Raw genomic sequence first — 25,368 nt, 5'->3', positions numbered from 1 at the left:
ATCAAAATGTGGGAGGGGGCAAGCCCCCTCCCACATTGGTTTTGTAGTTAGTCAGTTAGAGCCTCACGCGCAGCAGCTTCCCGACGCCAACTCCTTGAGAATCGGACAATCCGGCCGGTCATCCCCGTGGCAGTGTTCCACCAGGTCCTGCAACGTATCGCGCAGTTGCCCCAACTCCAGGATCTTCTGGTTCAGCTCATCGATATGTTGGCGCGCCAGGGCTTTCACATCGGCGCTGGCCCGTTGCCGGTCCTGCCACAGGGTCAGCAGTTTGCCCACCTCTTCCAATGAAAACCCCAGGTCCCGCGAGCGTTTGATAAACGCCAGGGTGTGCAGGTCGTCGGTGCCGTAGATGCGGTAGCCGCTGTCGGTGCGATGGGCCGCCTTGAGCAGGCCGATGGATTCGTAGTAGCGAATCATCTTCGCGCTCAGCCCGCTTTGCCGGGCGGCTTGGCCGATGTTCATGGGCGTTGATCCTCCAATTCCTTGGGTTTCCAAGTTTTCAACAGCAAGGCATTGCTCACGACACTGACGCTGGACAAGGCCATGGCCGCACCCGCAAGCACCGGATTGAGCAGGCCGAATGCGGCCAGGGGAATGCCGATCAAGTTATACACAAAGGCCCAGAACAGGTTCTGGCGGATTTTGGCGTAGGTCTTGCGGCTGATCTCCAGGGCGGCCGGGACCAGGCGTGGGTCGCCGCGCATCAGGGTGATACCGGCGGCATGCATGGCCACGTCCGTGCCACCGCCCATGGCGATACCGATGTCGGCGGCAGCCAGGGCCGGGGCGTCGTTGATGCCGTCGCCGACCATGGCCACCACGCCGGTTTTTTTCAGTTCGGCGACGGTGGCGGCTTTATCGGCGGGCAGGACTTCGGCGTGTACGTCATCGATGCCCAGCGCTTCGGCGACGACGCGGGCGCTGCCGCGATTATCGCCGGTGAGCAAGTGGCTGCCGATGTGTCGGGCCTTGAGTTGTGCCACCGCTTCCAGCGCGCCAGGCTTGAGCGTGTCACCAAAGGCAAACAGCCCGAGCACACGGGGTTGCGCGCCTTGCTCGATCAGCCAGGACAAGGTACGGCCCTCGGCCTCCCAGGCCGTGGCAGAGTCGGCCAGCCCACCCGCGGCCAGGCCGCTTTCTTCCAGCAGGCGCCGATTTCCCAGGGCCAGTTGGCGCCCGCCGAGGGTGCCGGCAATGCCACGTCCGGTCAGGGATTGGCTGGTGCTTACGTCCGCCACCGTCAGGCCTTGCTCGCTGCACGCATCCAGCACGGCCTTGGCCAACGGGTGTTCGCTGCCGCGTTGCAGCGCACCGGCCTGTTGCAGCAATGTGGCTGCATCGCCATCCACCGCCGCCAAATGGGCAATTTTCGGGGTGCCGGAAGTTAGAGTGCCGGTTTTGTCGAACACCACGGTGCTCACTTCATGGGCGCGCTCCAGCGCTTCGGCGTCCTTGATCAGGATGCCGTAGCGCGCGGCGACGCCGGTGCCGGCCATGATGGCGGTCGGTGTGGCCAGCCCGAGGGCGCACGGGCAGGCGATCACCAGCACCGCCACTGCATTGATGATCGCGGTCTCCAGCGGCGCACCGTACAGCCACCAGCCCACCAGCGTGATCAGCGCCAGGACCAGCACGGTCGGCACGAATACCTGGCTGACCTTATCCACCAGCTTCTGGATCGGTGCCTTGGCGGCCTGGGCGTCTTCCACCAGGCGGATGATGCGCGCCAGTACGCTTTCGGCACCGAGCGCGGTGGTGCGCACCAGCAGGCGACCTTCACCATTGATGGCACCGCCGGTGACGGCGTCGCCAGGTTGCTTCGGCACCGGCAGGCTTTCGCCGCTGATCAATGCCTCATCGGCATGGCTCTGGCCTTCTACCACTTCACCGTCCACCGGGAAGCGCTCGCCGGGTTTGACCAGCATCAGGTCATTAAGCTTGAGCGCACTGATGGCCACATCCTCCTCGCGGCCAGCCTGTACACGTATCGCGCGTTCAGGGCGCAGGGCTTCCAGGGCGCGGATGGCGCTGGCGGTCTGGCGTTTGGCGCGGCTCTCCAGGTATTTACCGAGCAGCACCAGGGCGATCACCACGGCCGACGCTTCGAAGTACAGATGGGGCATGGTGCCCGCGGGCGCGGTCAGCCATTCATAGAGGCTCAGGCCGTAACCGGCGCTGGTGCCGATGGCCACCAGCAGGTCCATATTGCCGGCGCCGGCCCGTACGGCCTTCCAGGCTGCGATATAGAAGCGTGCACCGAAGATGAATTGCACCGGGGTCGCCAGGAGGAACTGCACCCAGGCCGGCAGCATCCAGTGCAGGCCGAAGGGCTGCACCAGCATCGGCAGCACCAGGGGCAATGCCAGCACAATCGCCAGCAGCAGCGACCAGCGCTCGCGGTGCAGGCGTTGGGCCTGATCGGCCTCTGTCCTGGTTTCGCTTTGCGGCAGGCTGGCGGTGTAGCCGGCTTTGTCGACGGCGGCGATCAGCACGGCCGGGTCGATCTGGCCCTGCACTTCGACGTGGGCGCGCTCGTTGGCCAGGTTGACGCTGACGCTTTGCACCCCCGGCACTTTGCCCAGCGCGCGCTCGACACGCCCGGCGCAACTGGCGCAGGTCATGCCGCCGATGGGCAGGTCAAAGGTGGTGGATCCATTCATGGGGCAGTCCTCCAGAGAAGTTGCCCCCAGGATCAACCTTGACCTGTGGGGAAGGTCAAGCGTCTTCAGTATTCCAGTGCGGCGGGTTTGAGGTACATGCCTTCCGGGCCCTGGGCAATGCGCAACTTGCGTACGTCACCGGCCTTGAGCGTGATGTTCTGCGCCGGCGGCGCGAGCAGGCCCGGCAAGCAACCTGGTGATTGGCCCGGCAGCAGTTTCAGGCGCAGCGACACATTGCCGGCGGGCAGGTTGAACGAGGTGGACTGTTCCTGGAACAGGCGCCCGGCCAACTGGTCCTGGATGTACAGGCCGATCTCGCAATTGGTCGGTACTTCCAGGCGTTCGCGGGAAATGATCAGCACCGCATAGTCTTCTGCGGCGAGGGCCTGGGGCGCAGCGGCGGACAAGCTCATCAGGCCGACAAGGCCAAAAAACGACCAGCGCATGGCGAATGCTCCGTGGTTTGAATCGAAGATGGGTGAAGCTTGGCCGACGCCGCGGTGTAATACCAGCCCGGCCGAAAGTTTCAGAACTTGACCTTGCCATCGTGGCAAGGTCAAGACTGGGTTCAACCTCATCAAAGGAGTCATGTCATGCAAATATTCAGCGTTGAAGGAATGACCTGTGGCCATTGCGTTCGGGCCGTGACCCAGGCGGTGCAGAGCCAGGATCCGGCGGCCAGCGTGAAGGTCGACCTGGCGGCGAAAGAGGTGGGCGTCGAAAGCCGCCTGTCTGCCGAGGAAGTGATCAGCCTGATCAGCGAAGAGGGCTACAGCGCCAAGCTCGCCTGACCCATTCAAATAGTTAGCGAGCTATCGTATTCAATGCACCCAAGCGCGGCTAAACTGTCGGGCTGCCGACACACTTGGGTGCCTGATGAACCTTCGCATAATCCTGATCCTGGGCGCCTTGAGCGCCTTCGCGCCGCTGGCGATCGATTTCTACCTGCCAGGCTTTCCTGCCATGGCGACGGCCTTCGGGACCGACGAAAAACATATCCAGCTGACCCTGGCGGTGTATTTCGCCGGCCTGGCCATCGGCCAACTGATCTACGGCCCACTGGCAGACCGCTTTGGTCGACGCGGCCCGCTGCTCAGCGGCGTGACCCTGTTTACCCTGGCGTCCTTTGCCTGCGCGTATGCGCCGTCCCTGGAATGGCTGATTGGCGCACGTTTCGTGCAGGCCCTCGGCGGTTGCGCGGGCATGGTGATTTCCCGCGCCGTGGTCAGTGACAAATGTGATGCGGTGGGCTCGGCGAAGGTGTATTCGCAACTGATGCTGGTGACCGGCCTGGCGCCGATCCTTGCGCCGTTGGCAGGCGGGGTGATGGTCGGGTTATGGGGCTGGCAGTCGATTTTCCTCGCGCTGTCGATCTTCAGCGTGATGGCGGCGATTGCCGTGGCGGTCGGTTTGCCGGAAACCTTTCCGGCCCATCAGCCGCGTCAACCCTTGTCCGGGTCGCTGCGCCGCTACGGCGCGCTGTTGTCAGACCGGGTCTACCTCGGTTACGCCCTGACCGGGGGCATTTCGATTGCCGGGATGTTTGCCTACATCGCCGGCTCCCCGTTCGTATTTATCAAACTCTACGGCGTGCCCGCCGAGCATTACGGCTGGCTGTTCGGCTCCAACGCCGCCGGGTTCATCCTGGTTGCACAGGTTAATGCGCGGCTGCTGGCCAAGCGTGGCCCGGCGTTTCTGCTGTCGCGCACGGTGTGGGTCTATCTGCTGGCGGCGCTGTCGCTGTTGGGCATCGCGGCCTTGCGCACCGAAGCGTTATGGCCGTTGCTGGTACCGCTGTTCATCTGTATCGCCAGCCTGGGCTGCATTCTGCCCAACACCTCGGCCTGCGCCATGAGCGGGCAGGGCGCCCGGGCCGGCAGCGCGTCGGCCTTGCTCGGTTGCATTCAGTTTGGCGTGGCGGCAGGGGCGGCTTCGTTGGTGGGCGTGCTGCACGACGGCACGGCGATGCCGATGGCGATGGTCATCAGCTTGTGCGGGGTGTTGGCGGTGACGATTGCGATGTCGACCCAGCGCCTGCAACGGGCAAGGGCCACGCAGGCGCAGGGCTGAAATGCAGGTCAGCCAGCGGCGGAGCGTTGCTGGCTGAGTGGAAAACGGTGAGGAGCCTGGATACGGGCTTGCAGGGTATCGGCGAAGGCGCGGGCCTCGGCCTCGCTGCGGAAGGTGAACGCATCGCCGTCGAGGCGAACCTGCCATTTATTGCCGGGGGATTTTGCTAACGCTTTTATCAGGATTTTCATTGCTGACTTCCTCACGTAAAAGAATCGTGGCAAAGGCGGCCAATATAAACCCGAATACGCTCACAAATATGACAAAGATCAACTCTCTGACTAGCGGTGTCGTCCATCACTCACACGAATAACGGACGACACTGACAGACGTTATCTTCAGAACCCTTCCAGCACGATCTTGCCCTTGGCCTTGCCGCTTTCCAGCAGTGCATGGGCACGGCGCAGGTTCGCCGCATTGATTACACCGAAGTGCTCGCCCACCGTCGTTTTCAAGATGCCGGCGTCGATCAGTTCGGCCACGCGATTGAGCAGGTTGTGCTGCTCGATCATGTCCGGAGTCTCGAACATCGAGCGCGTGTACATGAACTCCCAATGCAGCGACAGGCTCTTGCGCTTGAGTTTGCTCACGTCCAGCGCCTTGGGGTCGTCGATCAGCGCCAGCTTGCCTTGGGGTTGCAGCGCTTCGACCAGTTGGTCCAGGTGATGCTCGGTCTGGGTCAGGCTGGCGACGTGGGTCACCTGCGGGTGGCCGGCTTGTTTCAGCGCTTCGCTCAGCGGTTGGCTGTGGTCGATCACCAGGTCGGCGCCGAGTGCCTTGGTCCATTCCTGGGTTTCCGGGCGCGACGCGGTGCCGATCACCGTCAAGGCGGTGAGCTGGCTGGCCAGTTGGGTCAGGATCGAACCCACGCCACCGGCGGCACCGACGATGAGCAGGCTCTGGCCTTCAGCCTCTTTACCTTCACGCACTTGCAGGCGTTCGAACAGCAGCTCCCAGGCGGTGATGGCGGTCAGCGGCAGCGCGGCGGCTTCGGCAAAGCCCAGGCTCTTGGGCATATGGCCGACGATGCGTTCATCCACGGTATGCAGTTCGCTGTTAGCGCCCGGGCGGACCAGGGAACCGGCGTAGAACACCTTGTCGCCGACTTTGAACAGGCTCACTTCACTGCCGACGGCCTTGACCACACCGGCCACGTCCCAGCCCAGCACTTTGGTCGCGCCGTTCTCAGGGGCGACGTTCTGGCGCACCTTGGTGTCCACCGGGTTGACCGAGATGGCTTTGACTTCTACCAGCAGGTCGCGGGGGCCGGCGACGGGCTCCGGCAGCTGGATGTCTTGCAGGGATTTTTCATCGTTGATCGGCAGTGATGCGTAGTAGGCAATGGCTTTCATGGGGGCTCCGGAAAAAGGCGGTGATCAGGCGAGAAACTTCAGGCGCTTGAGTTCGAAGTGTTCGATGACATCAGCGGCTTTAGCGCGAAAATGTTGGATATGCGCGCTCTGGTCGTGGTCGGCCAGTGCGGCGTCATCGCTCCAGCGTTCGAGCATGTAGAAGGTCTCAGGGTGTTGCAGGTCCTGGTGCAGGTCGTATTGCTCGCAGCCGGCTTCAAGACGGGTAGGTTCCAGCAGGTCGCGCAGCAGCGGCTCCAAGGTGGCCTGTTGGCCAGGTTTGGCGATCAGCGTGGCGATGACGTTAAAGGCTGTGGGCATATTCAACTCCAGACACGTGATAACGGGATGGGCAGATGATTGGCCATTTCCCTGCAAGATAAAAGCGGCTAAAACAGCACTCTGTTTCAATAATATTTTGATAATGGGTGGTTAAATGCTGCGTTTTGATGATTTGCAGTTGTTTGTACGCGCCGCGGACCTGGGCAGTTTGTCGGCGGCGGCGCGGGTGATGGACCTGTCGCCCGCCGTGGCCAGCGCGGCGCTCAAGCGTATCGAACAGCAGCTGGGCACGCGTTTGCTGGCGCGCTCCACCCGCAGCCTGCGCCTGACCGCCGAAGGTGAAGGCTTCCTGGAATATGCCCGGACTGCGTTGAGCGCCCTGGACGAAGGACGGCGATTGTTGGCCAGTGGCCAGGACCATGTCAGCGGGGTGTTGCAACTCTCGGCCCCTTCGGATTTCGGCCGCAACCAATTACTGCCCTGGCTGGACGAATTTCAGCACGAGTACCCGCAACTCACCGTGCGCCTGCTGCTGGGCGATCGGATTGCCGACCTGTTCCGCCAGCCGGTGGACATTGCCCTGCGCTATGGCGAGCCCGAAGACTCCAGCCTGGTCGCCCTGCCCGTCGCGCCGCACAACGTTCGCGTGTTGTGCGCAGCCCCCAGCTATCTCGCGCGTTATGGCGAGCCGCGACAGCTGGAGCAATTGGCCCAGCACAATTGCTTGCTTTACATGCTTGGCAGCCGAGTGCATGACCACTGGAGCTTTCACGATGGCAAACGCGAAGTCAGCCTCACGGTCGGTGGTGATCGCTTCAGCGACGATGCCGATGTGGTGCGCCGCTGGGCGGTGGCGGGCGTGGGCATTGCCTACAAATCCTGGCTGGATGTGAGCACCGATGTGCTGGCCGGGCGCTTGCGCCTGGTCTTGCCTGAGTTGCGTGGCGAGCGCACACCGCTCAATTTGCTGTGCGCCCATCGGGCCCAGTTGAGCAAACCCATCAACCTGTTGCGGGAAATGCTCGTGTCGCGCTGTGCGACATTGACCGCTCAATTGCCGGAGCGATTGGGTACGCCGTAACAGCCTCCATCACACAAGGAAATTTCACTCAGCTCCTGTCCCTATTCATGCTGTCAGACGCCGCGGAACCGCTGGTTTACGCACCTATACTTTGGCGCCCACCGCAGCAGAAAAATAATTCGACAGGGAGTGAATCGATGGAACAGGCACCATGCATCAGTCAGATCGCCAGCTTGCTCGCCGAACCCAAACGCACCGCCATGCTCTGGTCCCTGATGGACGGCTCGGCCAAGTCCTCGGAGGAATTGGCAACGCTTGCCGGGCTGTCACCCGCCTCGGCCAATGCCCATCTGGCACGGCTGACGGGGAGTGGTTTGCTGCGTACCGAGGGCCGGCGTGGCAAGCGACTGTTCCGCGTGGCGGCTGCCGATGTCAGCGTCGCCATCGATGCCTTGGCCAGTACGACCCTGGCCAGCGCCGCACGTAGTGCGCCGCATGCTTCACCGCCGGTATTGGTGGCGCCGCCATTGTTGCGACATGCGCGGATGTGCCAGGGCCACCTCGGCGGCGAAGTGGCGGCGCAGCTGCATGAGCGGATGTTGGCGGCGGGGTGGATCGAGCGTCATGAGCAACGCATTGAGGTGACGATCAAGGGCGCACAGCACCTGGCGGGCCTGGGTATTTATACCCAGGCGCTGGCGTCGCCACTGGTATGCGACTGCTTCGATTGGAGCCAGCGGCAACCGCACCTGGGCGGCGCGCTGGGTGCGGGGCTGTTGCAGTTGTTCCTGCAATCGAACTGGATCAGCCTGGTCAATGAGTCCCAGGCGGTGCAGCTCAACGACAACGGGCTGGCAGAAATCGCCCGATTGGCCATGTCCGAACAACCTTAGCCTTGAGGGTTTGCCATCATCGCCCTGGCCTTTTTGATTCCATGGACCTGGCGATGATGACTTTGCGTGCAGTCAGGGTTTTACCAGGCGCGCATCCAGGCTGTTCTGCGCCAGGCGTTTGGCCTGGTCCTGGGTCATGCCCAGCGAGGTGTACAGCGCGTGGAAGTTTTCGGTGACATAACCGCCGAAGTACGCCGGGTCATCCGAGTTCACCGTGACCTTCACGCCACGCTCGAGCATGTCGAGGATGTTGTGCTGGGCCATGTCGTCGAACACGCAAAGTTTGGTGTTGGACAGCGGGCAGACGGTCAACGGGATCTGCTCATCGATGATGCGCTGCATCAGGCGCTCGTCTTCGATGGCGCGTACGCCATGGTCGATACGCTGGATTTTCAGCAGGTCGATCGCTTCCCAGATGTACTCGGGCGGGCCTTCCTCACCGGCGTGGGCGACGGTGAGGAAGCCTTCGTGGCGGGCACGGTCGAACACTCGCTGGAACTTGCTCGGCGGATGACCCATTTCCGAACTGTCCAGGCCCACGGCCACAAACGCATCGCGGAACGGCAGCGCCTGGTCGAGGGTTTTCTCGGCTTCGGCTTCGCTCAGGTGGCGCAGGAAACTGAGGATCAAACCGCTGGTGATGCCCAGTTGCTGTTCGCCATCTTTGAGCGCAGCGGCGATGCCGTTGAGCACTACTTCGAACGGCACGCCACGGTCGGTGTGGGTTTGCGGGTCGAAGAAGGGCTCGGTGTGGATCACGTTCTGTGCTTTGCAGCGCAGCAGGTAGGCCCAGGTCAGGTCGTAGAAATCCTGGGAGGTGCGCAGGACGTCGGCGCCCTTGTAATAGAGGTCGAGAAACTCTTGCAGGTTGTTGAAGGCGTAGGCCTTGCGCAGGGTTTCGACGTCGTTCCACGGCAGCGCGATCTTGTTGCGCTCGGCCAGGGCGAACAGCAACTCCGGCTCCAGCGAGCCTTCCAGGTGCAGGTGCAATTCAGCCTTGGGCAGGGCGTTGAGCCAATCGTACATTTTCTAAATTCTCATCAGGTGCAATGGCGGCATTCTACAGGCCATGGCTGAAATAATCGGCAAAACCTGACCAGCAGGAGAGTATTCGATTTATTCACGCTAGGGCTGTGTGAACTAAGGTGTAACGAAACGTTAGCGGCTTGGCGCAGTCTGTACCCCATCAATGACTGATTTGCCGTACTAAAAGGCCCGGAATGCTCACATCCCTCAAGCAAGAAAAATTCATGCTGCTGGCGCTGATTGCCGCCATCGCCGCCTACCCGTTGGAGCACTGGATGCTGCACAGCGGGCAAATGGTGGCACTGTTGGCCGGCGTGGTGTTGATCGGTTTTATCGTCGTGGCGTCGATGCGCGTGGCCCACCATGCCGAGCAACTGGCGGAAAAGGTCGGCGATCCCTACGGCACTATGATCCTGACTCTCGCCGCAGTGCTGGTGGAGGTGGTGATCCTGGCGATCATGATGAGCAACGAGCCATCACCCACCTTGGTGCGGGACACCATCTATTCGGCGGTGATGCTCGATATCAACGGCATCCTCGGCCTGGCAGCGTTGATGGGCGGCATCAAGCATGGCGAACAGTCCTACAATGATGATTCGGCGCGGACCTACAGCGTAATGATCCTGACCGCCATGGGCGTGTCGATGGTGGTGCCGGAATTTATCCCCGAAGCCGACTGGAAAATTTACTCGGCCTTCACCATCGGCGCGATGGTGGTGCTCTACACCTTGTTCCTGCGCATGCAGGTAGGGCCCCACAGTTATTTCTTCAGCTACAGCTACCCGGAAAAGCGTCGCAAGAAACTGCCGGAGGAACAAGAGTCGCCGCCGGTGAACCTGGCGTTCTCCATCGGTACCCTGGTGTTTGGCGTGATTGTGATTGGCGCGCTGGCCGAGGTGATGTCCAAGACCCTCGACCTGGGCCTGGAAGGCACGGGCGCACCGCCGGTGATCACGGCGATTGTGGTGGCGGCTATTTCGGCGGCACCGGAGATTCTGACGGCCTTGCGCGCCGCATTGGCCAACCGCATGCAGTCGGTGGTGAACATTGCCCTGGGCGCGTCGTTGTCGACGGTGATCCTGACGGTGCCGGTGATGGAGGCCATGGCACTCTACACCGGCCAGCCGTTCCAGATGGCGATGACGCCGGTGCAAACGGTGATGGTGTTTATCACGCTGATCGTCAGTGCGATCAACCTCAACGATGGCGAAACCAATGCCATCGAAGGGATGACCCATTTTGTGTTGTTTGCGACCTTTATCATGTTGTCGCTGTTGGGCTTGTAAGCACCGTGCACTTCAAGTGGGAAGGCGATTGCCCTCCCACATGTCGAGCGGTGTCTGGTTTAGGTTCCGGCGATTAGCCGCCGTGCCGCCTGGCTGTGATCGGCGATCAAGCCTTTCAGGTCCAGGCCTTCCACCTGTCCGTTGATAACCCGCCATTTGCCGCCGATCATCACCCGGTCCGCCCGATCCGCGCCGCACAGCAGCAATGCGGAGATCGGATCGTGGCTGCCGGAGAAACGCAGTTCATCCAGTTTGAACAGTGCCAGGTCGGCCTGTTTGCCTACGGCCAGTTCACCGATATCCGTACGCCCCAGTAGCTGCGCCGACCCCTTGGTCGCCCAACCCAGCACGCCTTCGGGGGTGATCTTTTCGGCGCCGTAACGCAGGCGCTGAATGTACAGGGCCTGGCGGGTTTCGAGGATCATATTTGACGCGTCGTTGGAGGCAGAACCGTCCACACCCAGGCCGATGGGGGCGCCGGCAGCGATCAGGTCCAGGGTCGGGCAGATGCCGGAGGCCAGGCGCATATTTGAGCTTGGGCAATGACAGATGCCCGTACCGGCGGCGCCCAGGCGCGCAATTTCATCCGGGTTGAAGTGAATGCCATGGGCCAGCCAGGTGCGCGGGCCGAGCCAGCCGACGCTGTCCAGGTAATCCACCGTGCGCAGGCCGAAGCGCTGCAGGCAGAAATCTTCTTCGTCGAGGGTTTCGGCCAGGTGGGTGTGCAGGCGCACATCCAGGCTGTTGGCCAGTTCGGCGCTGGCTTGCATTATTTGCGGGGTGACGGAAAACGGTGAGCAGGGCGCCAGGGCAATCTGGATGTACGCGCCGTCGCCGCGTTGATGGTATTCGCGGATCAGGCGCTGGCTGTCGTCAAGGATGACCTGGCCCTGTTGCACGGTCTGTTGCGGTGGCAGGCCGCCGTCGGCTTCGCCCAGGCTCATGGAGCCGCGGGTGAGCATGGCGCGCATGCCCAGTTCGCGCACGCTGTCGACTTGTACATCGATGGCGTTTTCCAGGCCATCGGGGAACAGATAGTGATGGTCTGCCGCCGTGGTGCAGCCCGAGAGCAGCAACTCCACGAGCGCCACCTTCGACGCCAGGGCGAGTTTTTCCGGAGTCAGTCGCGCCCAGACCGGGTACAGGGTTTTCAACCAGGGAAACAACGGCTGATTGACTACCGGCGCCCAGGCGCGGGTCAGGGTCTGATAGAAGTGATGGTGGGTGTTGATCAGCCCGGGCAGGACCACATGCTCACGCGCATCGAATACGTGGGCGCAGGGCAGTGCGGGTTCCTGACCCTGTGCCAGCACTTCGGCGATCACGCCGTCCTGCAGCACCAGGCCGCCACGGGCGTCGAGGCCGTTGGCGGTGAAAATCGCGAGGGGGTTTTTTAACCAGATACGGGTCGCAGGCATTGGCCGGCTCCTCTGAATGATGGGTTCAGGTTTGCCAGCTCAGTGATGCCCTGTCTGCTGATCCAGGGTCGCCGGTGAGGGCGAGGTGCGCAGTCTACGCGCGGATCGTTATCGACGGCAATCGCTCGATAACGACCCTGTGCGGCTTACCAGGCGATGGTGTCGCCCTTGTAGTCCACGAAGTGATGGCCGCCCTTGCCGGTGTAGGCGTTCACCTGGTCTACCAGGCCGCGCACGCTGGTGTCGACATCGATGTGCGCGTTTTCGCCGCCCATGTCAGTCTTCACCCAGCCCGGGTGCAGCGACAGCACGGTAAGTTTGTGATCGCCCAGTTGGGTAATGAAGCTGTTGGTCATGGAGTTGAGTGCGGCCTTGCTGGCCTTGTACAGCGCCAGGTCCGAGCCATCGGGGATGGTCACGCTGCCCAGTACTGAACTCATGAACGCCAGCACGCCGCTGTCCTTGCGGATCTGCCCGACAAAGCGCTGGGCCAGGTTGATCGGCGCCACAGCGTTGGTGAAGAACAGCTGGCCGACTTCCGCCAGGGTGGCATGGCCAGGTTCTTGATTGGCAGGGCCCTTGACGCCTGCGTTGACGAACAACAGGTCGAAGGTGCGGTCCTTGAGGCGTTGGTTCAGGGCGATCACGGCTTGCTGATCATCCATGTCGAGTTTCTCGATCTGTACCGGGCCCACGGCTTTCAGGGCATCGGCCTTGTTCGGGTCACGCACGGTGGCGGTCACGTCCCAGCCGTCCTGGAGCAATTGCTTGACCAGGCCGAGGCCCAGGCCGCGTGAGGCGCCGATGATCAGTGCGGTTTTTGGCGTAGACATGAAGGCTTCCTTTAAAAGTCGCGGTTCAGGGTGTTCAGCGAACAACATTAGCAGTTTCAGCGTTGCAGCAGGATGCGCCCACGGCTCAGGTCGGCGAGCTGGGTTTGCAGGGTGTCGATGTGGGCTTCGCCCAGGGCCAGTTGTAACTCCACGCCATTGGCGGTGAAGGTTTCTTCCAGCACCAGCCCGTCCAACTCGGCGACGCGCAATTTGACCAGGTTCAGCTCGGAGAATCCGCAGGCGCAACTCAGCGGCACGCGGCTGATCAGTTCGATGCGCTCGGCATTTTGCAGGCACTTGTTCGCACCGCCGCCATAAGCGCGGGCCAGGCCGCCGGTACCGAGTTGTATGCCGCCATACCAGCGAATCACCAGCACCGCGACCTGATCGAAACCTTGGGCCTCGATGGCCGCCAGGATGGGCCGCCCTGCGGTCCCGCCGGGTTCGCCGTCGTCACTGCTGCGGTATTGATCGGCCAGCTTCCAGGCCCAGCAGTTGTGCGTGGCGTTAAGGTCGCTGTGCTGCTCGAAAAATGCCTGGGCTTCTTGCGGGCTGGTGATCGGTGCGGCCAGGGTAATGAAGCGGCTTTTGCGAATTTCTTCGCGGAACTCGCAAAGGCCGGTGAGCGTGAAAGACATAAGTGGCTTCGTCTAGAGGGCCGGCTTGATGCCGCAGCCCTTGAGAATGATGTGGATCAGGTTGGTGCCGGCGTCTTCCATATCCTGCTTGGTCAGCTTGGTGCGACCGGTGACGCGGCAGATCTGGGTGGCGAAGTCGGCGTAATGCTGGGTGCTGCCCCACAACAGGAAGATCAGGTGCACGGGGTCGATGGGGTCCATCTTGCCGGCGTCGATCCAGGCCTGGAACACCGCCGCCCGCCCACTGAACCAGGCGCGGTAATCCTGGCTGAAGTATTCGGTCAGGCATTCGCCGCCGCTGATGATTTCCATGGCGAAGATCCGCGAGGCCTGGGGCTGGCGCCGCGAAAACTCCATCTTGGTGCGGATGTAGCGGGAGAGGGCCACGGCCGGGTCGTCCTCGGCGGTCAGCGTGTTGAAGGTGCTGTCCCACAGTTCGAGGATATTGCTGAGCACTGCGATATACAGGCCCAGCTTGTTGGTGAAGTAGTAGTGCAAGTTGGCCTTGGGCAGCCCGGCGCTGGCAGCGATGGTGTTCATGCTGGTGCCCTTGTAGCCATGGCGCGCGAACTCATCTTCAGCAGCCTGGAGAATCGCTTGTTCGTTCTTTTGCCGAATGCGGCTGGCGGGCTTACCGGCGTGGTTGCTGTGGGCAGGAACTTCGAGGCTCATGGAGGTTTCCGTGCTGATCGATAGAGACGACGTGTGCACAGATAACCCACCCTCAAGCCCCAGACAAGTCCCGATGCAATAAAACCGTCAAAGCGGTTCCAGGGTGTCGCTTTCCTGCGCCTGGTTTGCGGCAGGAGCGGGCACCTTGGATTCCGGCAGTAACAGGCACAACACGATCGCGGTCAGGCCACCGCTGGTGATGGCCGAGTCGAACAGGTTCTGCACCAGGGTCGGCATCAGGTGCAGCAGGTTCGGTTGAGCGGCGATGCCCAGGCCGACGCCGAACGAGGTGGCGATGATCAGCATGCTGCGACGGTCCAGTGGTGCCTGGGCGAGGATGCGTACGCCGGCGGCGGCCACACTGCCGAACATCACCAGGGTTGCGCCGCCCAACACGGGCTTGGGGATTTGTTGCAGCACGGCACCGATCAGCGGGAACAAACCCAGGCAGAACAGCACCACGCCGATGTACAGGCCGACGTAGCGGCTGGCCACGCCGGTCAGTTGGATCACGCCGTTGTTCTGGGCAAAAGTGGTGTTGGGGAAAGCGCTGAACGTGGCGGCGATCATGCAACTGACGCCATCGCCGAGGACGCCGCCTTTGAGCCGGCTTATATAGGAAGGGCCGCTGATGGGCTGGCGCGCGATCATGCAGTTGGCGGTGAGGTCGCCGACAGTTTCGATGCTGCTGATCAGATAAATCAGCGCGATAGGCAGGAAGGCGCTCCAGTCGAAGTTGAAGCCGAATCGAAACGGGATCGGCAGGCTGACCAAAGGCAAGTCGCCCAGGGCCTGGGGCACCAGCTTGCCGCTGAACCAGGCGGCGAGGCTGCCGAGGGCCAGGCCGATGATGATTGCCGAGAGCCGCACCCAGGGTGTGTTGGAGCGGTTGAGCAAGATGATTGTCAGCACCACGAACAGGCCCAACGCAAGGTTGGTCGGTGCGCCGAAGTCCGGTGCGTTGAAACCACCGCCCAGGTCGGTGATACCGACCTTGATCAGGCTGATGCCGATCAGGGTAATGACAATCCCGGTCACCAGCGGTGTGATCACTCGGCGCAGTTGACCAATAAAGCGGCTGAGAATGATCTGCACGGCAGCGCCGAAAAAGCACACGCCGAAGATCATCGCCATGATGTCTTCCGGACTGCCGCCGCGTTGCTTGACCAGAAAGCCGGCCGACAGCACCGCGCCGAGAAACGCAAAGCTGGTGCCTTGCAGGCAGATCATTCCGGCACCGATCCCAAATGGCCTACGGGCCTGAATGAATGTGCCGACGCCGGACACCATCAACGCCATGCTGATCAGGTAGGGCAAGTGTGCGGTCAGGCCCAATGTGGAGCCGATGATCAGCGGTGGCGTGATGATGCCGACAAAGGCGGCCAGCACATGTTGCAGTGCGGCCAGCAATGCAGGAGCGGGTTTGGGGCGGTCATTGAGGCCGTAGATCAGGTCGCTGGGGCTGGAGGATTCTGGTGGCATGGCAAGCAAACTCGAGGCGGATGGTTCTAGGTCCTCGTGTCCTTGCAAAAAGCTGTCCAGGTGCTCAGCTTTTTACGTAAGGCCCGCGTTAGCGCGTTGCCGCCAGGCTTTCCAGGAAGCTTTCCAGCACCAAATGAGGGCGACGGCCTTTGCGCGTGACCGATGCCAGGCTTAAATCGTAAAAGCGCGTAGCCGGTTTCAGCGCGCGCAGTCGGCCTTGTTGCACCCATAGGCTGGCGTAGTGGTCGGGCAAGTAACCGATGTAGCGACCGGTGAGAATCAGGAATGCCATGCCTTCGCGGTCCGAGGCGCTGGCGGTGCAGTTGAGCGCCTGGTAGTGGGCCTGGATCTCGGCGGGCAGGCGGAAGGTGGGGGCGATGGCGTCCTGGGCGTCGATGCGCTCGTCGCCCAGTTGCTTGTCGTCGGCATAAAACAGGGGGTGGCCAACCGCGCAGTAAAGCAGTGAGCGTTCGCTGTACAGCGCTTGGTACTCCAGGCCGGACAGGGCGCTGGCCTGGGGCACCACACCGACATGCAGGCGGCCGTCGAGTACGCCTTGTTCGACCTCATTGGGGGCGATCATGCGGATCTGGATCTGTACGTCCGGCCCGCGTTCCTTCAACTGCGCCAGGGCGTGGGTGATGCGCATGTGGGGCAGCGTGACCAGGTTGTCGGTGAGGCCGATGATCAACTCGCCGCGCAAGTGCTGGTGCAGGCCGTTGACCTCGGTGCGGAAACTTTCCAGGGCGCTTAATAGTTGCAGGGCCGATTGGTAGACCTCCCGGCCTTCTTCGGTCAGCGAGAAACCGGCACGGCCACGTTGGCAAAGTCTTAATCCGAGCCGCTGCTCAAGATCGCTCATTTGCTGGCTGATGGCGGAGCGGCCGATGCCGAGCACGGTTTCCGCCGCCGAGAAGCCGCCGCACTCCACGACGCTGCGAAAGATGCGCAGCAGGCGAATATCGAAGTCGCTCACTTGGGCCAGGGGATCGGGTCGACGGCTGCTCATAGTTTAGTGAAGACCTGACTGAAGGTTAGAAGAGTTGGATTTCACCGACTTTATCCCCGTGGCAATTTAGCTGCAACAACGCTTTTTCAATCCCGACGCTGCCTGTTGCCCTGCGAGGCTTTGCTGATGAACATGCCCGAAAACGCCCCATCGTCCCTGGCCAGCCAACTGAAGTTGGACGCGCACTGGATGCCTTACACCGCCAACCGTAACTTTCAGCGTGACCCGCGCCTGATCGTGGCCGCCGAAGGCAGCTGGTTGACCGATGACAAGGGGCGCAAGGTCTACGACTCGTTGTCGGGCCTGTGGACCTGTGGCGCCGGGCATACGCGCAAGGAAATCCAGGAGGCGGTCGCCAAGCAACTGGGCACGCTGGACTACTCCCCAGGCTTCCAGTACGGCCATCCACTGTCCTTCCAGCTGGCGGAAAAAATTACCGATTTGACCCCAGGCAACCTGAATCACGTGTTCTTCACCGACTCCGGTTCCGAGTGTGCCGATACCGCGGTGAAGATGGTGCGTGCCTACTGGCGCCTGAAGGGCCAGGCCACCAAGACCAAGATGATCGGTCGCGCCCGTGGTTATCACGGTGTGAACATCGCCGGTACCAGCCTGGGCGGCGTCAACGGCAACCGCAAGATGTTTGGTCAGGCGATGATGGATGTTGATCATCTTCCGCATACCCTGCTGGCGAGCAATGCGTTCTCCCGGGGCATGCCGGAGCAGGGCGGTATCGCCTTGGCCGATGAGTTGCTCAAACTGATCGAACTGCACGACGCGTCGAACATCGCCGCGGTGTTTGTCGAGCCGATGGCCGGCTCCGCTGGCGTGCTGGTGCCGCCACAGGGTTACCTCAAGCGCCTGCGTGAGATCTGCGACCAGCACAACATTCTGTTGGTATTCGACGAAGTGATCACGGGCTTCGGTCGTACCGGTTCGATGTTTGGCGCTGATAGCTTCGGCGTGACCCCGGACCTGATGTGCATCGCCAAGCAAGTCACCAACGGCGCGATCCCCATGGGCGCGGTGATTGCCAGCAGCGAGATCTATCAGACTTTCATGAATCAGGCGACGCCTGAGTACGCTGTGGAATTCCCCCACGGCTACACCTACTCGGCGCATCCGGTTGCCTGCGCGGCAGGGCTGGCCGCATTGGACCTGCTGCAGAAGGAAAACCTGGTGCAGAGCGTGGCCGAAGTCGCCCCGCACTTTGAGAATGCGCTGCACGGCCTGAAGGGCAGCAAGAACGTGATCGACATCCGTAACTACGGCCTGGCCGGTGCGATTCAGATTGCGCCGCGTGACGGTGATGCCATCGTGCGTCCATTCGAGGCCGGCATGGCTCTGTGGAAAGCGGGCTTCTATGTGCGCTTTGGCGGTGACACGCTGCAGTTCGGGCCAACCTTCAACAGCAAACCGCAGGACCTGGATCGTCTGTTCGATGCGGTCGGCGAAGTGCTGAACAAGATCGACTGATTTCTCCTTCTATATAGAACAACTTTTCAGGAGCCCTGTATGAGCCTTATCCAGCATTTGATCAACGGTGAGTTGGTCAGTGAGTCCGGCCGTACTGCCGATGTGTATAACCCGTCCACCGGCCAGGTGATTCACCAGGTGCCATTGGCCAGCCGCGAAACCATTCAACGTGCTATCGACTCGGCCAAGGCGGCCTTTCCGGCTTGGCGCAGCACGCCGGCGGCCAAGCGCGCCCAGGTCATGTTCCGGTTCAAGCAATTGCTGGAGCAGAACGAAGCACGCATCTCGCAGCTGATCAGTGAAGAGCACGGCAAGACGCTGGAAGACGCCGCCGGCGAACTCAAGCGCGGGATCGAGAACGTGGAGTATGCGTGCTCGGCGCCGGAGATTCTCAAGGGCGAGTACAGCCGCAATGTTGGGCCGAATATTGATGCCTGGTCTGATTTCCAGCCGTTGGGCGTGGTGGCGGGTATTACCCCATTCAACTTCCCGGCGATGGTGCCGCTGTGGATGTATCCGCTGGCGATTGTTTGCGGTAACTGTTTCATCCTCAAGCCTTCGGAGCGTGATCCGAGTTCGACGCTGTTGATCGCGCAACTGCTGCAGGAGGCCGGTCTTCCCAAAGGTGTGCTGAGTGTTGTGCACGGCGACAAGGGCGCGGTGGATGCGTTGATCGAGGCGCCGGAAGTCAGGGCCCTGAGTTTTGTGGGGTCGACGCCGATTGCCGAGTACATCTATTCCGAAGCGACCAAGCGTGGTAAGCGCGTACAGGCGTTGGGTGGGGCGAAGAACCATGCGGTGCTGATGCCGGATGCTGACCTGGATAACGCGGTCAGTGCTTTGATGGGCGCGGCCTATGGTTCCTGCGGCGAACGCTGCATGGCGATCTCGGTGGCGGTGTGCGTCGGTGATCAGGTGGCGGATGCGTTGATCGCCAAGCTGGTGCCGCAGATCAAGGCGCTGAAGATCGGTGCGGGCACTACCTGTGGGCTGGATATGGGGCCACTGGTGACGGGCCAGGCGCGGGATAAGGTCAGCGGCTATATACAAGACGGTGTTGCGTCTGGTGCGGAGTTGGTGGTTGATGGTCGTGGACTGAGTATTGCCGGGAATGAAGACGGCTTCTTCCTGGGGGGCAGTTTGTTCGACCGTGTGACGCCGGAGATGCGCATCTATAAGGAAGAGATCTTCGGGCCGGTATTGTGCGTGGTCCGGGTGAGCAGCCTGGAGGCGGCGATGCAACTGATCAACGATCACGAGTATGGCAACGGTACGTGCATCTTCACCCGTGACGGGGAAGCGGCGCGTCTGTTCTGTGACGAAATTGAAGTGGGTATGGTCGGTGTGAATGTTCCATTGCCAGTACCGGTGGCGTATCACAGCTTTGGTGGCTGGAAGCGTTCGTTGTTTGGCGACTTGCACGCCTATGGGCCGGATGGGGTGCGTTTCTACACCCGCCGCAAGGCGATCACCCAGCGTTGGCCGCAACGGGCCAGCCATGAAGCGTCGCAATTCGCTTTCCCTAGTCTGTAAGGCTCAGTAAGCAGAAGGCCGGCTCCTTGGGGCCGGCTTTTGCGTTTTTGGGCGTTTTTGACTTATATGACAGAAAGATGAAAAAGAAGGTTGACGGCAGATCCTGGACGTCTATAATTCGCCCCACTTCCGGCGCAGTCGAAACGTAAAACTCCTTGGTAAACAACGAGTTATGCAGAATAAGACAGCGGATTGCTTCAGTTCATCGAAGCCCAGAAGGCGTTGGTAGAGTCGTGTTGTTTGGCGCTATTAACGATTCGATCTTCTTGGTCGAAAGCGGAGAAAAAGAGGTGTTGACAGCAGCGTGTAACGCTGTAGAATTCGCCTCCCGCTGACGAGAGATCGTAAGCGCAAGTGGTTGAAGTTGTTGAAGAAATCTTCGAAAGCTTCTGAAAATAATCACTTGACAGCAAATGAGGCTGCTGTAGAATGCGCGCCTCGGTTGAGACGAAAGCTCTTAACCAACCGCTCTTTAACAACTGAATCAAGCAATTCGTGTGGGTGCTTGTGGAGTCAGACTGATAGTCAACAAGATTATCAGCATCACAAGTTACTCCGCGAGAAATCAAAGATGTAACCAACGATTGCTGAGCCAAGTTTAGGGTTTCTTAAAAACCCAAAGATGTTTGAACTGAAGAGTTTGATCATGGCTCAGATTGAACGCTGGCGGCAGGCCTAACACATGCAAGTCGAGCGGTAGAGAGAAGCTTGCTTCTCTTGAGAGCGGCGGACGGGTGAGTAATGCCTAGGAATCTGCCTGGTAGTGGGGGATAACGTTCGGAAACGGACGCTAATACCGCATACGTCCTACGGGAGAAAGCAGGGGACCTTCGGGCCTTGCGCTATCAGATGAGCCTAGGTCGGATTAGCTAGTTGGTGGGGTAATGGCTCACCAAGGCGACGATCCGTAACTGGTCTGAGAGGATGATCAGTCACACTGGAACTGAGACACGGTCCAGACTCCTACGGGAGGCAGCAGTGGGGAATATTGGACAATGGGCGAAAGCCTGATCCAGCCATGCCGCGTGTGTGAAGAAGGTCTTCGGATTGTAAAGCACTTTAAGTTGGGAGGAAGGGCCATTACCTAATACGTGATGGTTTTGACGTTACCGACAGAATAAGCACCGGCTAACTCTGTGCCAGCAGCCGCGGTAATACAGAGGGTGCAAGCGTTAATCGGAATTACTGGGCGTAAAGCGCGCGTAGGTGGTTTGTTAAGTTGGATGTGAAATCCCCGGGCTCAACCTGGGAACTGCATTCAAAACTGACTGACTAGAGTATGGTAGAGGGTGGTGGAATTTCCTGTGTAGCGGTGAAATGCGTAGATATAGGAAGGAACACCAGTGGCGAAGGCGACCACCTGGACTGATACTGACACTGAGGTGCGAAAGCGTGGGGAGCAAACAGGATTAGATACCCTGGTAGTCCACGCCGTAAACGATGTCAACTAGCCGTTGGGAGCCTTGAGCTCTTAGTGGCGCAGCTAACGCATTAAGTTGACCGCCTGGGGAGTACGGCCGCAAGGTTAAAACTCAAATGAATTGACGGGGGCCCGCACAAGCGGTGGAGCATGTGGTTTAATTCGAAGCAACGCGAAGAACCTTACCAGGCCTTGACATCCAATGAACTTTCCAGAGATGGATGGGTGCCTTCGGGAACATTGAGACAGGTGCTGCATGGCTGTCGTCAGCTCGTGTCGTGAGATGTTGGGTTAAGTCCCGTAACGAGCGCAACCCTTGTCCTTAGTTACCAGCACGTTATGGTGGGCACTCTAAGGAGACTGCCGGTGACAAACCGGAGGAAGGTGGGGATGACGTCAAGTCATCATGGCCCTTACGGCCTGGGCTACACACGTGCTACAATGGTCGGTACAGAGGGTTGCCAAGCCGCGAGGTGGAGCTAATCCCAGAAAACCGATCGTAGTCCGGATCGCAGTCTGCAACTCGACTGCGTGAAGTCGGAATCGCTAGTAATCGCGAATCAGAATGTCGCGGTGAATACGTTCCCGGGCCTTGTACACACCGCCCGTCACACCATGGGAGTGGGTTGCACCAGAAGTAGCTAGTCTAACCTTCGGGAGGACGGTTACCACGGTGTGATTCATGACTGGGGTGAAGTCGTAACAAGGTAGCCGTAGGGGAACCTGCGGCTGGATCACCTCCTTAATCGACGACATCAGCTGCTCCATAAGTTCCCACACGAATTGCTTGATTCATTGAAGAAGACGATAAGAAGCAGCCTAAAGGGTTGTAGCTTAGTTGGTTAGAGCGCACCCCATGCTTTGTGGTAAAGAGCAGGGTGAGGTCGGCCTTAGCAGCTCGAAATTGGGTCTGTAGCTCAGTTGGTTAGAGCGCACCCCTGATAAGGGTGAGGTCGGCAGTTCGAATCTGCCCAGACCCACCAATTTTGTGTGGGAAACGCCTGTAGAAATACGGGGCCATAGCTCAGCTGGGAGAGCGCCTGCCTTGCACGCAGGAGGTCAACGGTTCGATCCCGTTTGGCTCCACCACTACTGCTTCTGCGTTATGAAAGCTTAGAAATGAGCATTCCATCAGTATGATGGTGAATGTTGATTTCTAGTCTTTGATTAGATCGTTCTTTAAAAATTTGGGTATGTGATAGAAAGATAGACTGAACGTTACTTTCACTGGTAACGGATCAGGCTAAGGTAAAATTTGTGAGTGGCTCTTAATTGAGTATGATCGAATTTTCGGCGAATGTCGTCTTCACAGTATAACCAGATTGCTTGGGGTTATATGGTCAAGTGAAGAAGCGCATACGGTGGATGCCTTGGCAGTCAGAGGCGATGAAAGACGTGGTAGCCTGCGAAAAGCTTCGGGGAGTCGGCAAACAGACTTTGATCCGGAGATGTCTGAATGGGGGAACCCAGCCATCATAAGATGGTTATCTTGTACTGAATACATAGGTGCAAGAGGCGAACCAGGGGAACTGAAACATCTAAGTACCCTGAGGAAAAGAAATCAACCGAGATTCCCTTAGTAGTGGCGAGCGAACGGGGACTAGCCCTTAAGTGGCTTTGAGATTAGCGGAACGCTCTGGAAAGTGCGGCCATAGTGGGTGATAGCCCTGTACGCGAAAATCTCTTAGTCATGAAATCGAGTAGGACGGAGCACGAGAAACTTTGTCTGAATATGGGGGGACCATCCTCCAAGGCTAAATACTACTGACTGACCGATAGTGAACTAGTACCGTGAGGGAAAGGCGAAAAGAACCCCGGAGAGGGGAGTGAAATAGATCCTGAAACCGTATGCGTACAAGCAGTGGGAGCCCACTTTGTTGGGTGACTGCGTACCTTTTGTATAATGGGTCAGCGACTTATTTTCAGTGGCGAGCTTAACCGAATAGGGGAGGCGTAGCGAAAGCGAGTCTTAATAGGGCGTCTAGTCGCTGGGAATAGACCCGAAACCGGGCGATCTATCCATGGGCAGGTTGAAGGTTGGGTAACACTAACTGGAGGACCGAACCGACTACCGTTGAAAAGTTAGCGGATGACCTGTGGATCGGAGTGAAAGGCTAATCAAGCTCGGAGATAGCTGGTTCTCCTCGAAAGCTATTTAGGTAGCGCCTCATGTATCACTGTAGGGGGTAGAGCACTGTTTCGGCTAGGGGGTCATCCCGACTTACCAAACCGATGCAAACTCCGAATACCTACAAGTGCCGAGCATGGGAGACACACGGCGGGTGCTAACGTCCGTCGTGAAAAGGGAAACAACCCAGACCGTCAGCTAAGGTCCCAAAGTTATGGTTAAGTGGGAAACGATGTGGGAAGGCTTAGACAGCTAGGAGGTTGGCTTAGAAGCAGCCACCCTTTAAAGAAAGCGTAATAGCTCACTAGTCGAGTCGGCCTGCGCGGAAGATGTAACGGGGCTCAAACCATACACCGAAGCTACGGGTATCACGTAAGTGATGCGGTAGAGGAGCGTTCTGTAAGCCTGTGAAGGTGAGTTGAGAAGCTTGCTGGAGGTATCAGAAGTGCGAATGCTGACATGAGTAACGATAATGGGTGTGAAAAACACCCACGCCGAAAGACCAAGGTTTCCTGCGCAACGTTAATCGACGCAGGGTTAGTCGGTCCCTAAGGCGAGGCTGAAAAGCGTAGTCGATGGAAAACAGGTTAATATTCCTGTACTTCTGGTTATTGCGATGGAGGGACGGAGAAGGCTAGGCCAGCTTGGCGTTGGTTGTCCAAGTTTAAGGTGGTAGGCTGGAATCTTAGGTAAATCCGGGATTCTAAGGCCGAGAGCTGATGACGAGTTAACTTTTAGTTAACGAAGTGGTTGATGCCATGCTTCCAAGAAAAGCTTCTAAGCTTCAGGTAACCAGGAACCGTACCCCAAACCGACACAGGTGGTTGGGTAGAGAATACCAAGGCGCTTGAGAGAACTCGGGTGAAGGAACTAGGCAAAATGGCACCGTAACTTCGGGAGAAGGTGCGCCGGTGAGGGTGAAGGACTTGCTCCGTAAGCCCATGCCGGTCGAAGATACCAGGCCGCTGCGACTGTTTATTAAAAACACAGCACTCTGCAAACACGAAAGTGGACGTATAGGGTGTGACGCCTGCCCGGTGCCGGAAGGTTAATTGATGGGGTTAGCTAACGCGAAGCTCTTGATCGAAGCCCCGGTAAACGGCGGCCGTAACTATAACGGTCCTAAGGTAGCGAAATTCCTTGTCGGGTAAGTTCCGACCTGCACGAATGGCGTAACGATGGCGGCGCTGTCTCCACCCGAGACTCAGTGAAATTGAAATCGCTGTGAAGATGCAGTGTATCCGCGGCTAGACGGAAAGACCCCGTGAACCTTTACTATAGCTTTGCACTGGACTTTGAATTTGCTTGTGTAGGATAGGTGGGAGGCTTTGAAGCGTGGACGCCAGTCTGCGTGGAGCCAACCTTGAAATACCACCCTGGCAACTTTGAGGTTCTAACTCAGGTCCGTTATCCGGATCGAGGACAGTGTATGGTGGGTAGTTTGACTGGGGCGGTCTCCTCCTAAAGAGTAACGGAGGAGTACGAAGGTGCGCTCAGACCGGTCGGAAATCGGTCGTAGAGTATAAAGGCAAAAGCGCGCTTGACTGCGAGACAGACACGTCGAGCAGGTACGAAAGTAGGTCTTAGTGATCCGGTGGTTCTGTATGGAAGGGCCATCGCTCAACGGATAAAAGGTACTCCGGGGATAACAGGCTGATACCGCCCAAGAGTTCATATCGACGGCGGTGTTTGGCACCTCGATGTCGGCTCATCACATCCTGGGGCTGAAGCCGGTCCCAAGGGTATGGCTGTTCGCCATTTAAAGTGGTACGCGAGCTGGGTTTAGAACGTCGTGAGACAGTTCGGTCCCTATCTGCCGTGGACGTTTGAGATTTGAGAGGGGCTGCTCCTAGTACGAGAGGACCGGAGTGGACGAACCTCTGGTGTTCCGGTTGTCACGCCAGTGGCATTGCCGGGTAGCTATGTTCGGAATAGATAACCGCTGAAAGCATCTAAGCGGGAAACTAGCCTCAAGATGAGATCTCACTGGGACCTTGAGTCCCCTGAAGGGCCGTCGAAGACTACGACGTTGATAGGTTGGGTGTGTAAGCGCTGTGAGGCGTTGAGCTAACCAATACTAATTGCCCGTGAGGCTTGACCATATAACACCCAAGCAATTTGACTACTCGAAAGAGCATCAGATTGCGGTGTGTGAAGACGCAATGAACC

At 59.4% G+C, this 25,368-nt stretch carries 20 protein-coding genes, 2 tRNA genes and 2 rRNA genes; 11 read left to right on the top strand and 13 right to left on the bottom strand.

Annotated features, from left to right (window positions below):
* Positions 1-63: 63 nt before the first annotated feature.
* From cueR to FX984_RS27630, 3 genes are all read right to left on the bottom strand, one after another.
* Positions 64-465, bottom strand: coding sequence for a Cu(I)-responsive transcriptional regulator (gene cueR, locus FX984_RS27640; RefSeq protein ID WP_027607960.1), 402 nt, complete (start codon positions 463-465; stop codon positions 64-66).
* Positions 462-2,663, bottom strand: a complete 2,202-nt coding sequence (locus FX984_RS27635; protein ID WP_146478247.1) for a heavy metal translocating P-type ATPase — start codon at positions 2,661-2,663, stop codon at positions 462-464. The genes cueR and FX984_RS27635 overlap by 4 nt, the downstream gene beginning before the upstream one ends.
* Positions 2,664-2,728: 65 nt before the next feature.
* Positions 2,729-3,109: a hypothetical protein gene (locus FX984_RS27630; protein WP_027607958.1), complete on the bottom strand. Its 381-nt coding sequence runs from the start codon at positions 3,107-3,109 to the stop codon at positions 2,729-2,731.
* A gap of 147 nt (positions 3,110-3,256) precedes the next feature.
* Here FX984_RS27630 and FX984_RS27625 point away from each other — a divergent pair, with 147 nt between their 5' ends.
* Positions 3,257-3,454, top strand: a complete 198-nt coding sequence (locus tag FX984_RS27625) for a heavy-metal-associated domain-containing protein (protein ID WP_027607957.1) — start codon at positions 3,257-3,259, stop codon at positions 3,452-3,454.
* An 85-nt stretch (positions 3,455-3,539) separates the two neighbouring features.
* Positions 3,540-4,733, top strand: a complete 1,194-nt coding sequence (locus tag FX984_RS27620) for a multidrug effflux MFS transporter (protein WP_027607956.1) — start codon at positions 3,540-3,542, stop codon at positions 4,731-4,733.
* An 8-nt stretch (positions 4,734-4,741) separates the two neighbouring features.
* On the opposite strand, the gene FX984_RS27615 is transcribed toward FX984_RS27620, so the two are convergent.
* The 3 genes from FX984_RS27615 to FX984_RS27605 form a co-directional block, all read right to left on the bottom strand.
* The gene (locus FX984_RS27615) at positions 4,742-4,924 is read right to left on the bottom strand and encodes a hypothetical protein (RefSeq protein WP_027607955.1); all 183 of its coding nucleotides are present in this window, start codon (positions 4,922-4,924) and stop codon (positions 4,742-4,744) included.
* 147 nt (positions 4,925-5,071) lie between these two features.
* Positions 5,072-6,085 carry a zinc-binding alcohol dehydrogenase family protein gene (locus tag FX984_RS27610; RefSeq protein WP_146478245.1) on the bottom strand — a complete coding sequence of 338 codons (1,014 nt, stop codon included), beginning with the start codon at positions 6,083-6,085 and terminating at the stop codon, positions 5,072-5,074.
* A 24-nt stretch (positions 6,086-6,109) separates the two neighbouring features.
* A complete protein-coding gene (locus FX984_RS27605; protein WP_108573600.1) occupies positions 6,110-6,403 on the bottom strand; it encodes a putative quinol monooxygenase in 294 nt (97 codons plus the stop codon).
* A 115-nt stretch (positions 6,404-6,518) separates the two neighbouring features.
* On the opposite strand from FX984_RS27605, the gene FX984_RS27600 reads away from it, so the two are divergent.
* Complete coding sequence (locus FX984_RS27600; RefSeq protein WP_027607952.1) at positions 6,519-7,445, top strand: LysR family transcriptional regulator; 927 nt, start codon at positions 6,519-6,521, stop codon at positions 7,443-7,445.
* A gap of 137 nt (positions 7,446-7,582) precedes the next feature.
* Positions 7,583-8,278 (top strand): ArsR/SmtB family transcription factor, encoded by a 696-nt coding sequence (locus tag FX984_RS27595; RefSeq protein ID WP_098480430.1) that lies wholly within the window; start codon positions 7,583-7,585, stop codon positions 8,276-8,278.
* 72 nt (positions 8,279-8,350) lie between these two features.
* On the opposite strand, the gene FX984_RS27590 is transcribed toward FX984_RS27595, so the two are convergent.
* A complete protein-coding gene (locus tag FX984_RS27590; protein WP_043051475.1) occupies positions 8,351-9,304 on the bottom strand; it encodes an adenosine deaminase in 954 nt (317 codons plus the stop codon).
* 194 nt (positions 9,305-9,498) lie between these two features.
* Here FX984_RS27590 and FX984_RS27585 point away from each other — a divergent pair, with 194 nt between their 5' ends.
* Entirely contained in the window at positions 9,499-10,590 is a 1,092-nt protein-coding gene (locus FX984_RS27585; protein ID WP_146478243.1) for a calcium:cation antiporter, read from the top strand.
* A 59-nt stretch (positions 10,591-10,649) separates the two neighbouring features.
* On the opposite strand, the gene FX984_RS27580 is transcribed toward FX984_RS27585, so the two are convergent.
* The 6 genes from FX984_RS27580 to FX984_RS27555 all read right to left on the bottom strand — a co-directional run bounded on the left by FX984_RS27580 (position 10,650) and on the right by FX984_RS27555 (position 16,642).
* Positions 10,650-12,008, bottom strand: coding sequence for an 8-oxoguanine deaminase (locus tag FX984_RS27580; RefSeq protein WP_146478241.1), 1,359 nt, complete (start codon positions 12,006-12,008; stop codon positions 10,650-10,652).
* 146 nt (positions 12,009-12,154) lie between these two features.
* Complete coding sequence (locus tag FX984_RS27575) at positions 12,155-12,841, bottom strand: SDR family oxidoreductase (protein WP_065940974.1); 687 nt, start codon at positions 12,839-12,841, stop codon at positions 12,155-12,157.
* Positions 12,842-12,897: 56 nt separating this feature from the next.
* Positions 12,898-13,479, bottom strand: coding sequence for an IMPACT family protein (locus tag FX984_RS27570; RefSeq protein ID WP_146478239.1), 582 nt, complete (start codon positions 13,477-13,479; stop codon positions 12,898-12,900).
* Positions 13,480-13,491: 12 nt separating this feature from the next.
* Positions 13,492-14,151, bottom strand: coding sequence for a TetR/AcrR family transcriptional regulator (locus FX984_RS27565; RefSeq protein ID WP_027607945.1), 660 nt, complete (start codon positions 14,149-14,151; stop codon positions 13,492-13,494).
* 87 nt (positions 14,152-14,238) lie between these two features.
* Positions 14,239-15,633 (bottom strand): uracil-xanthine permease family protein, encoded by a 1,395-nt coding sequence (locus FX984_RS27560; protein WP_146478237.1) that lies wholly within the window; start codon positions 15,631-15,633, stop codon positions 14,239-14,241.
* An 88-nt stretch (positions 15,634-15,721) separates the two neighbouring features.
* Positions 15,722-16,642, bottom strand: a complete 921-nt coding sequence (locus FX984_RS27555) for a LysR family transcriptional regulator (RefSeq protein ID WP_027607943.1) — start codon at positions 16,640-16,642, stop codon at positions 15,722-15,724.
* A 126-nt stretch (positions 16,643-16,768) separates the two neighbouring features.
* On the opposite strand from FX984_RS27555, the gene aptA reads away from it, so the two are divergent.
* The 6 genes from aptA to FX984_RS27520 all read left to right on the top strand — a co-directional run bounded on the left by aptA (position 16,769) and on the right by FX984_RS27520 (position 25,301).
* Entirely contained in the window at positions 16,769-18,118 is a 1,350-nt protein-coding gene (aptA, locus tag FX984_RS27550; protein ID WP_027607942.1) for an omega-aminotransferase AptA, read from the top strand.
* Between the two features lie 39 nt (positions 18,119-18,157).
* A complete protein-coding gene (locus FX984_RS27545) occupies positions 18,158-19,651 on the top strand; it encodes a CoA-acylating methylmalonate-semialdehyde dehydrogenase (protein ID WP_098480426.1) in 1,494 nt (497 codons plus the stop codon).
* 628 nt (positions 19,652-20,279) lie between these two features.
* A 16S ribosomal RNA gene (locus FX984_RS27535) occupies positions 20,280-21,816 on the top strand.
* A gap of 161 nt (positions 21,817-21,977) precedes the next feature.
* Positions 21,978-22,054 (top strand) — tRNA-Ile (locus tag FX984_RS27530).
* A 30-nt stretch (positions 22,055-22,084) separates the two neighbouring features.
* Positions 22,085-22,160: transfer RNA gene (locus FX984_RS27525), tRNA-Ala, on the top strand.
* A gap of 249 nt (positions 22,161-22,409) precedes the next feature.
* Positions 22,410-25,301, top strand: a 23S ribosomal RNA gene (locus tag FX984_RS27520).
* Together the 16S and 23S rRNA genes with 2 tRNA genes alongside form the textbook arrangement of a ribosomal RNA operon.
* The last annotated feature ends 67 nt before the right edge of the window (positions 25,302-25,368 follow it).

It is taken from the genome of Pseudomonas marginalis, from assembly GCF_008692035.1.
In the GTDB taxonomy this organism is placed as follows: domain Bacteria; phylum Pseudomonadota; class Gammaproteobacteria; order Pseudomonadales; family Pseudomonadaceae; genus Aquipseudomonas; species Aquipseudomonas marginalis.
The sequence above is the reverse complement of the archived record's forward strand: the minus strand, read 5'-3'. Positions and strand labels throughout refer to the sequence as shown.

Coding starts and splice junctions, on each gene's coding strand:
- cueR (WP_027607960.1), bottom strand. CDS start 465: ATGAACATCGGCCAAGCCGCCCGGCAAAGCGGGCTGAGCGCGAAGATG.
- FX984_RS27635 (WP_146478247.1), bottom strand. CDS start 2,663: ATGAATGGATCCACCACCTTTGACCTGCCCATCGGCGGCATGACCTGC.
- FX984_RS27630 (WP_027607958.1), bottom strand. CDS start 3,109: ATGCGCTGGTCGTTTTTTGGCCTTGTCGGCCTGATGAGCTTGTCCGCC.
- FX984_RS27625 (WP_027607957.1), top strand. CDS start 3,257: ATGCAAATATTCAGCGTTGAAGGAATGACCTGTGGCCATTGCGTTCGG.
- FX984_RS27620 (WP_027607956.1), top strand. CDS start 3,540: ATGAACCTTCGCATAATCCTGATCCTGGGCGCCTTGAGCGCCTTCGCG.
- FX984_RS27615 (WP_027607955.1), bottom strand. CDS start 4,924: ATGAAAATCCTGATAAAAGCGTTAGCAAAATCCCCCGGCAATAAATGG.
- FX984_RS27610 (WP_146478245.1), bottom strand. CDS start 6,085: ATGAAAGCCATTGCCTACTACGCATCACTGCCGATCAACGATGAAAAA.
- FX984_RS27605 (WP_108573600.1), bottom strand. CDS start 6,403: ATGCCCACAGCCTTTAACGTCATCGCCACGCTGATCGCCAAACCTGGC.
- FX984_RS27600 (WP_027607952.1), top strand. CDS start 6,519: ATGCTGCGTTTTGATGATTTGCAGTTGTTTGTACGCGCCGCGGACCTG.
- FX984_RS27595 (WP_098480430.1), top strand. CDS start 7,583: ATGGAACAGGCACCATGCATCAGTCAGATCGCCAGCTTGCTCGCCGAA.
- FX984_RS27590 (WP_043051475.1), bottom strand. CDS start 9,304: ATGTACGATTGGCTCAACGCCCTGCCCAAGGCTGAATTGCACCTGCAC.
- FX984_RS27585 (WP_146478243.1), top strand. CDS start 9,499: ATGCTCACATCCCTCAAGCAAGAAAAATTCATGCTGCTGGCGCTGATT.
- FX984_RS27580 (WP_146478241.1), bottom strand. CDS start 12,008: ATGCCTGCGACCCGTATCTGGTTAAAAAACCCCCTCGCGATTTTCACC.
- FX984_RS27575 (WP_065940974.1), bottom strand. CDS start 12,841: ATGTCTACGCCAAAAACCGCACTGATCATCGGCGCCTCACGCGGCCTG.
- FX984_RS27570 (WP_146478239.1), bottom strand. CDS start 13,479: ATGTCTTTCACGCTCACCGGCCTTTGCGAGTTCCGCGAAGAAATTCGC.
- FX984_RS27565 (WP_027607945.1), bottom strand. CDS start 14,151: ATGAGCCTCGAAGTTCCTGCCCACAGCAACCACGCCGGTAAGCCCGCC.
- FX984_RS27560 (WP_146478237.1), bottom strand. CDS start 15,633: ATGCCACCAGAATCCTCCAGCCCCAGCGACCTGATCTACGGCCTCAAT.
- FX984_RS27555 (WP_027607943.1), bottom strand. CDS start 16,642: ATGAGCAGCCGTCGACCCGATCCCCTGGCCCAAGTGAGCGACTTCGAT.
- aptA (WP_027607942.1), top strand. CDS start 16,769: ATGAACATGCCCGAAAACGCCCCATCGTCCCTGGCCAGCCAACTGAAG.
- FX984_RS27545 (WP_098480426.1), top strand. CDS start 18,158: ATGAGCCTTATCCAGCATTTGATCAACGGTGAGTTGGTCAGTGAGTCC.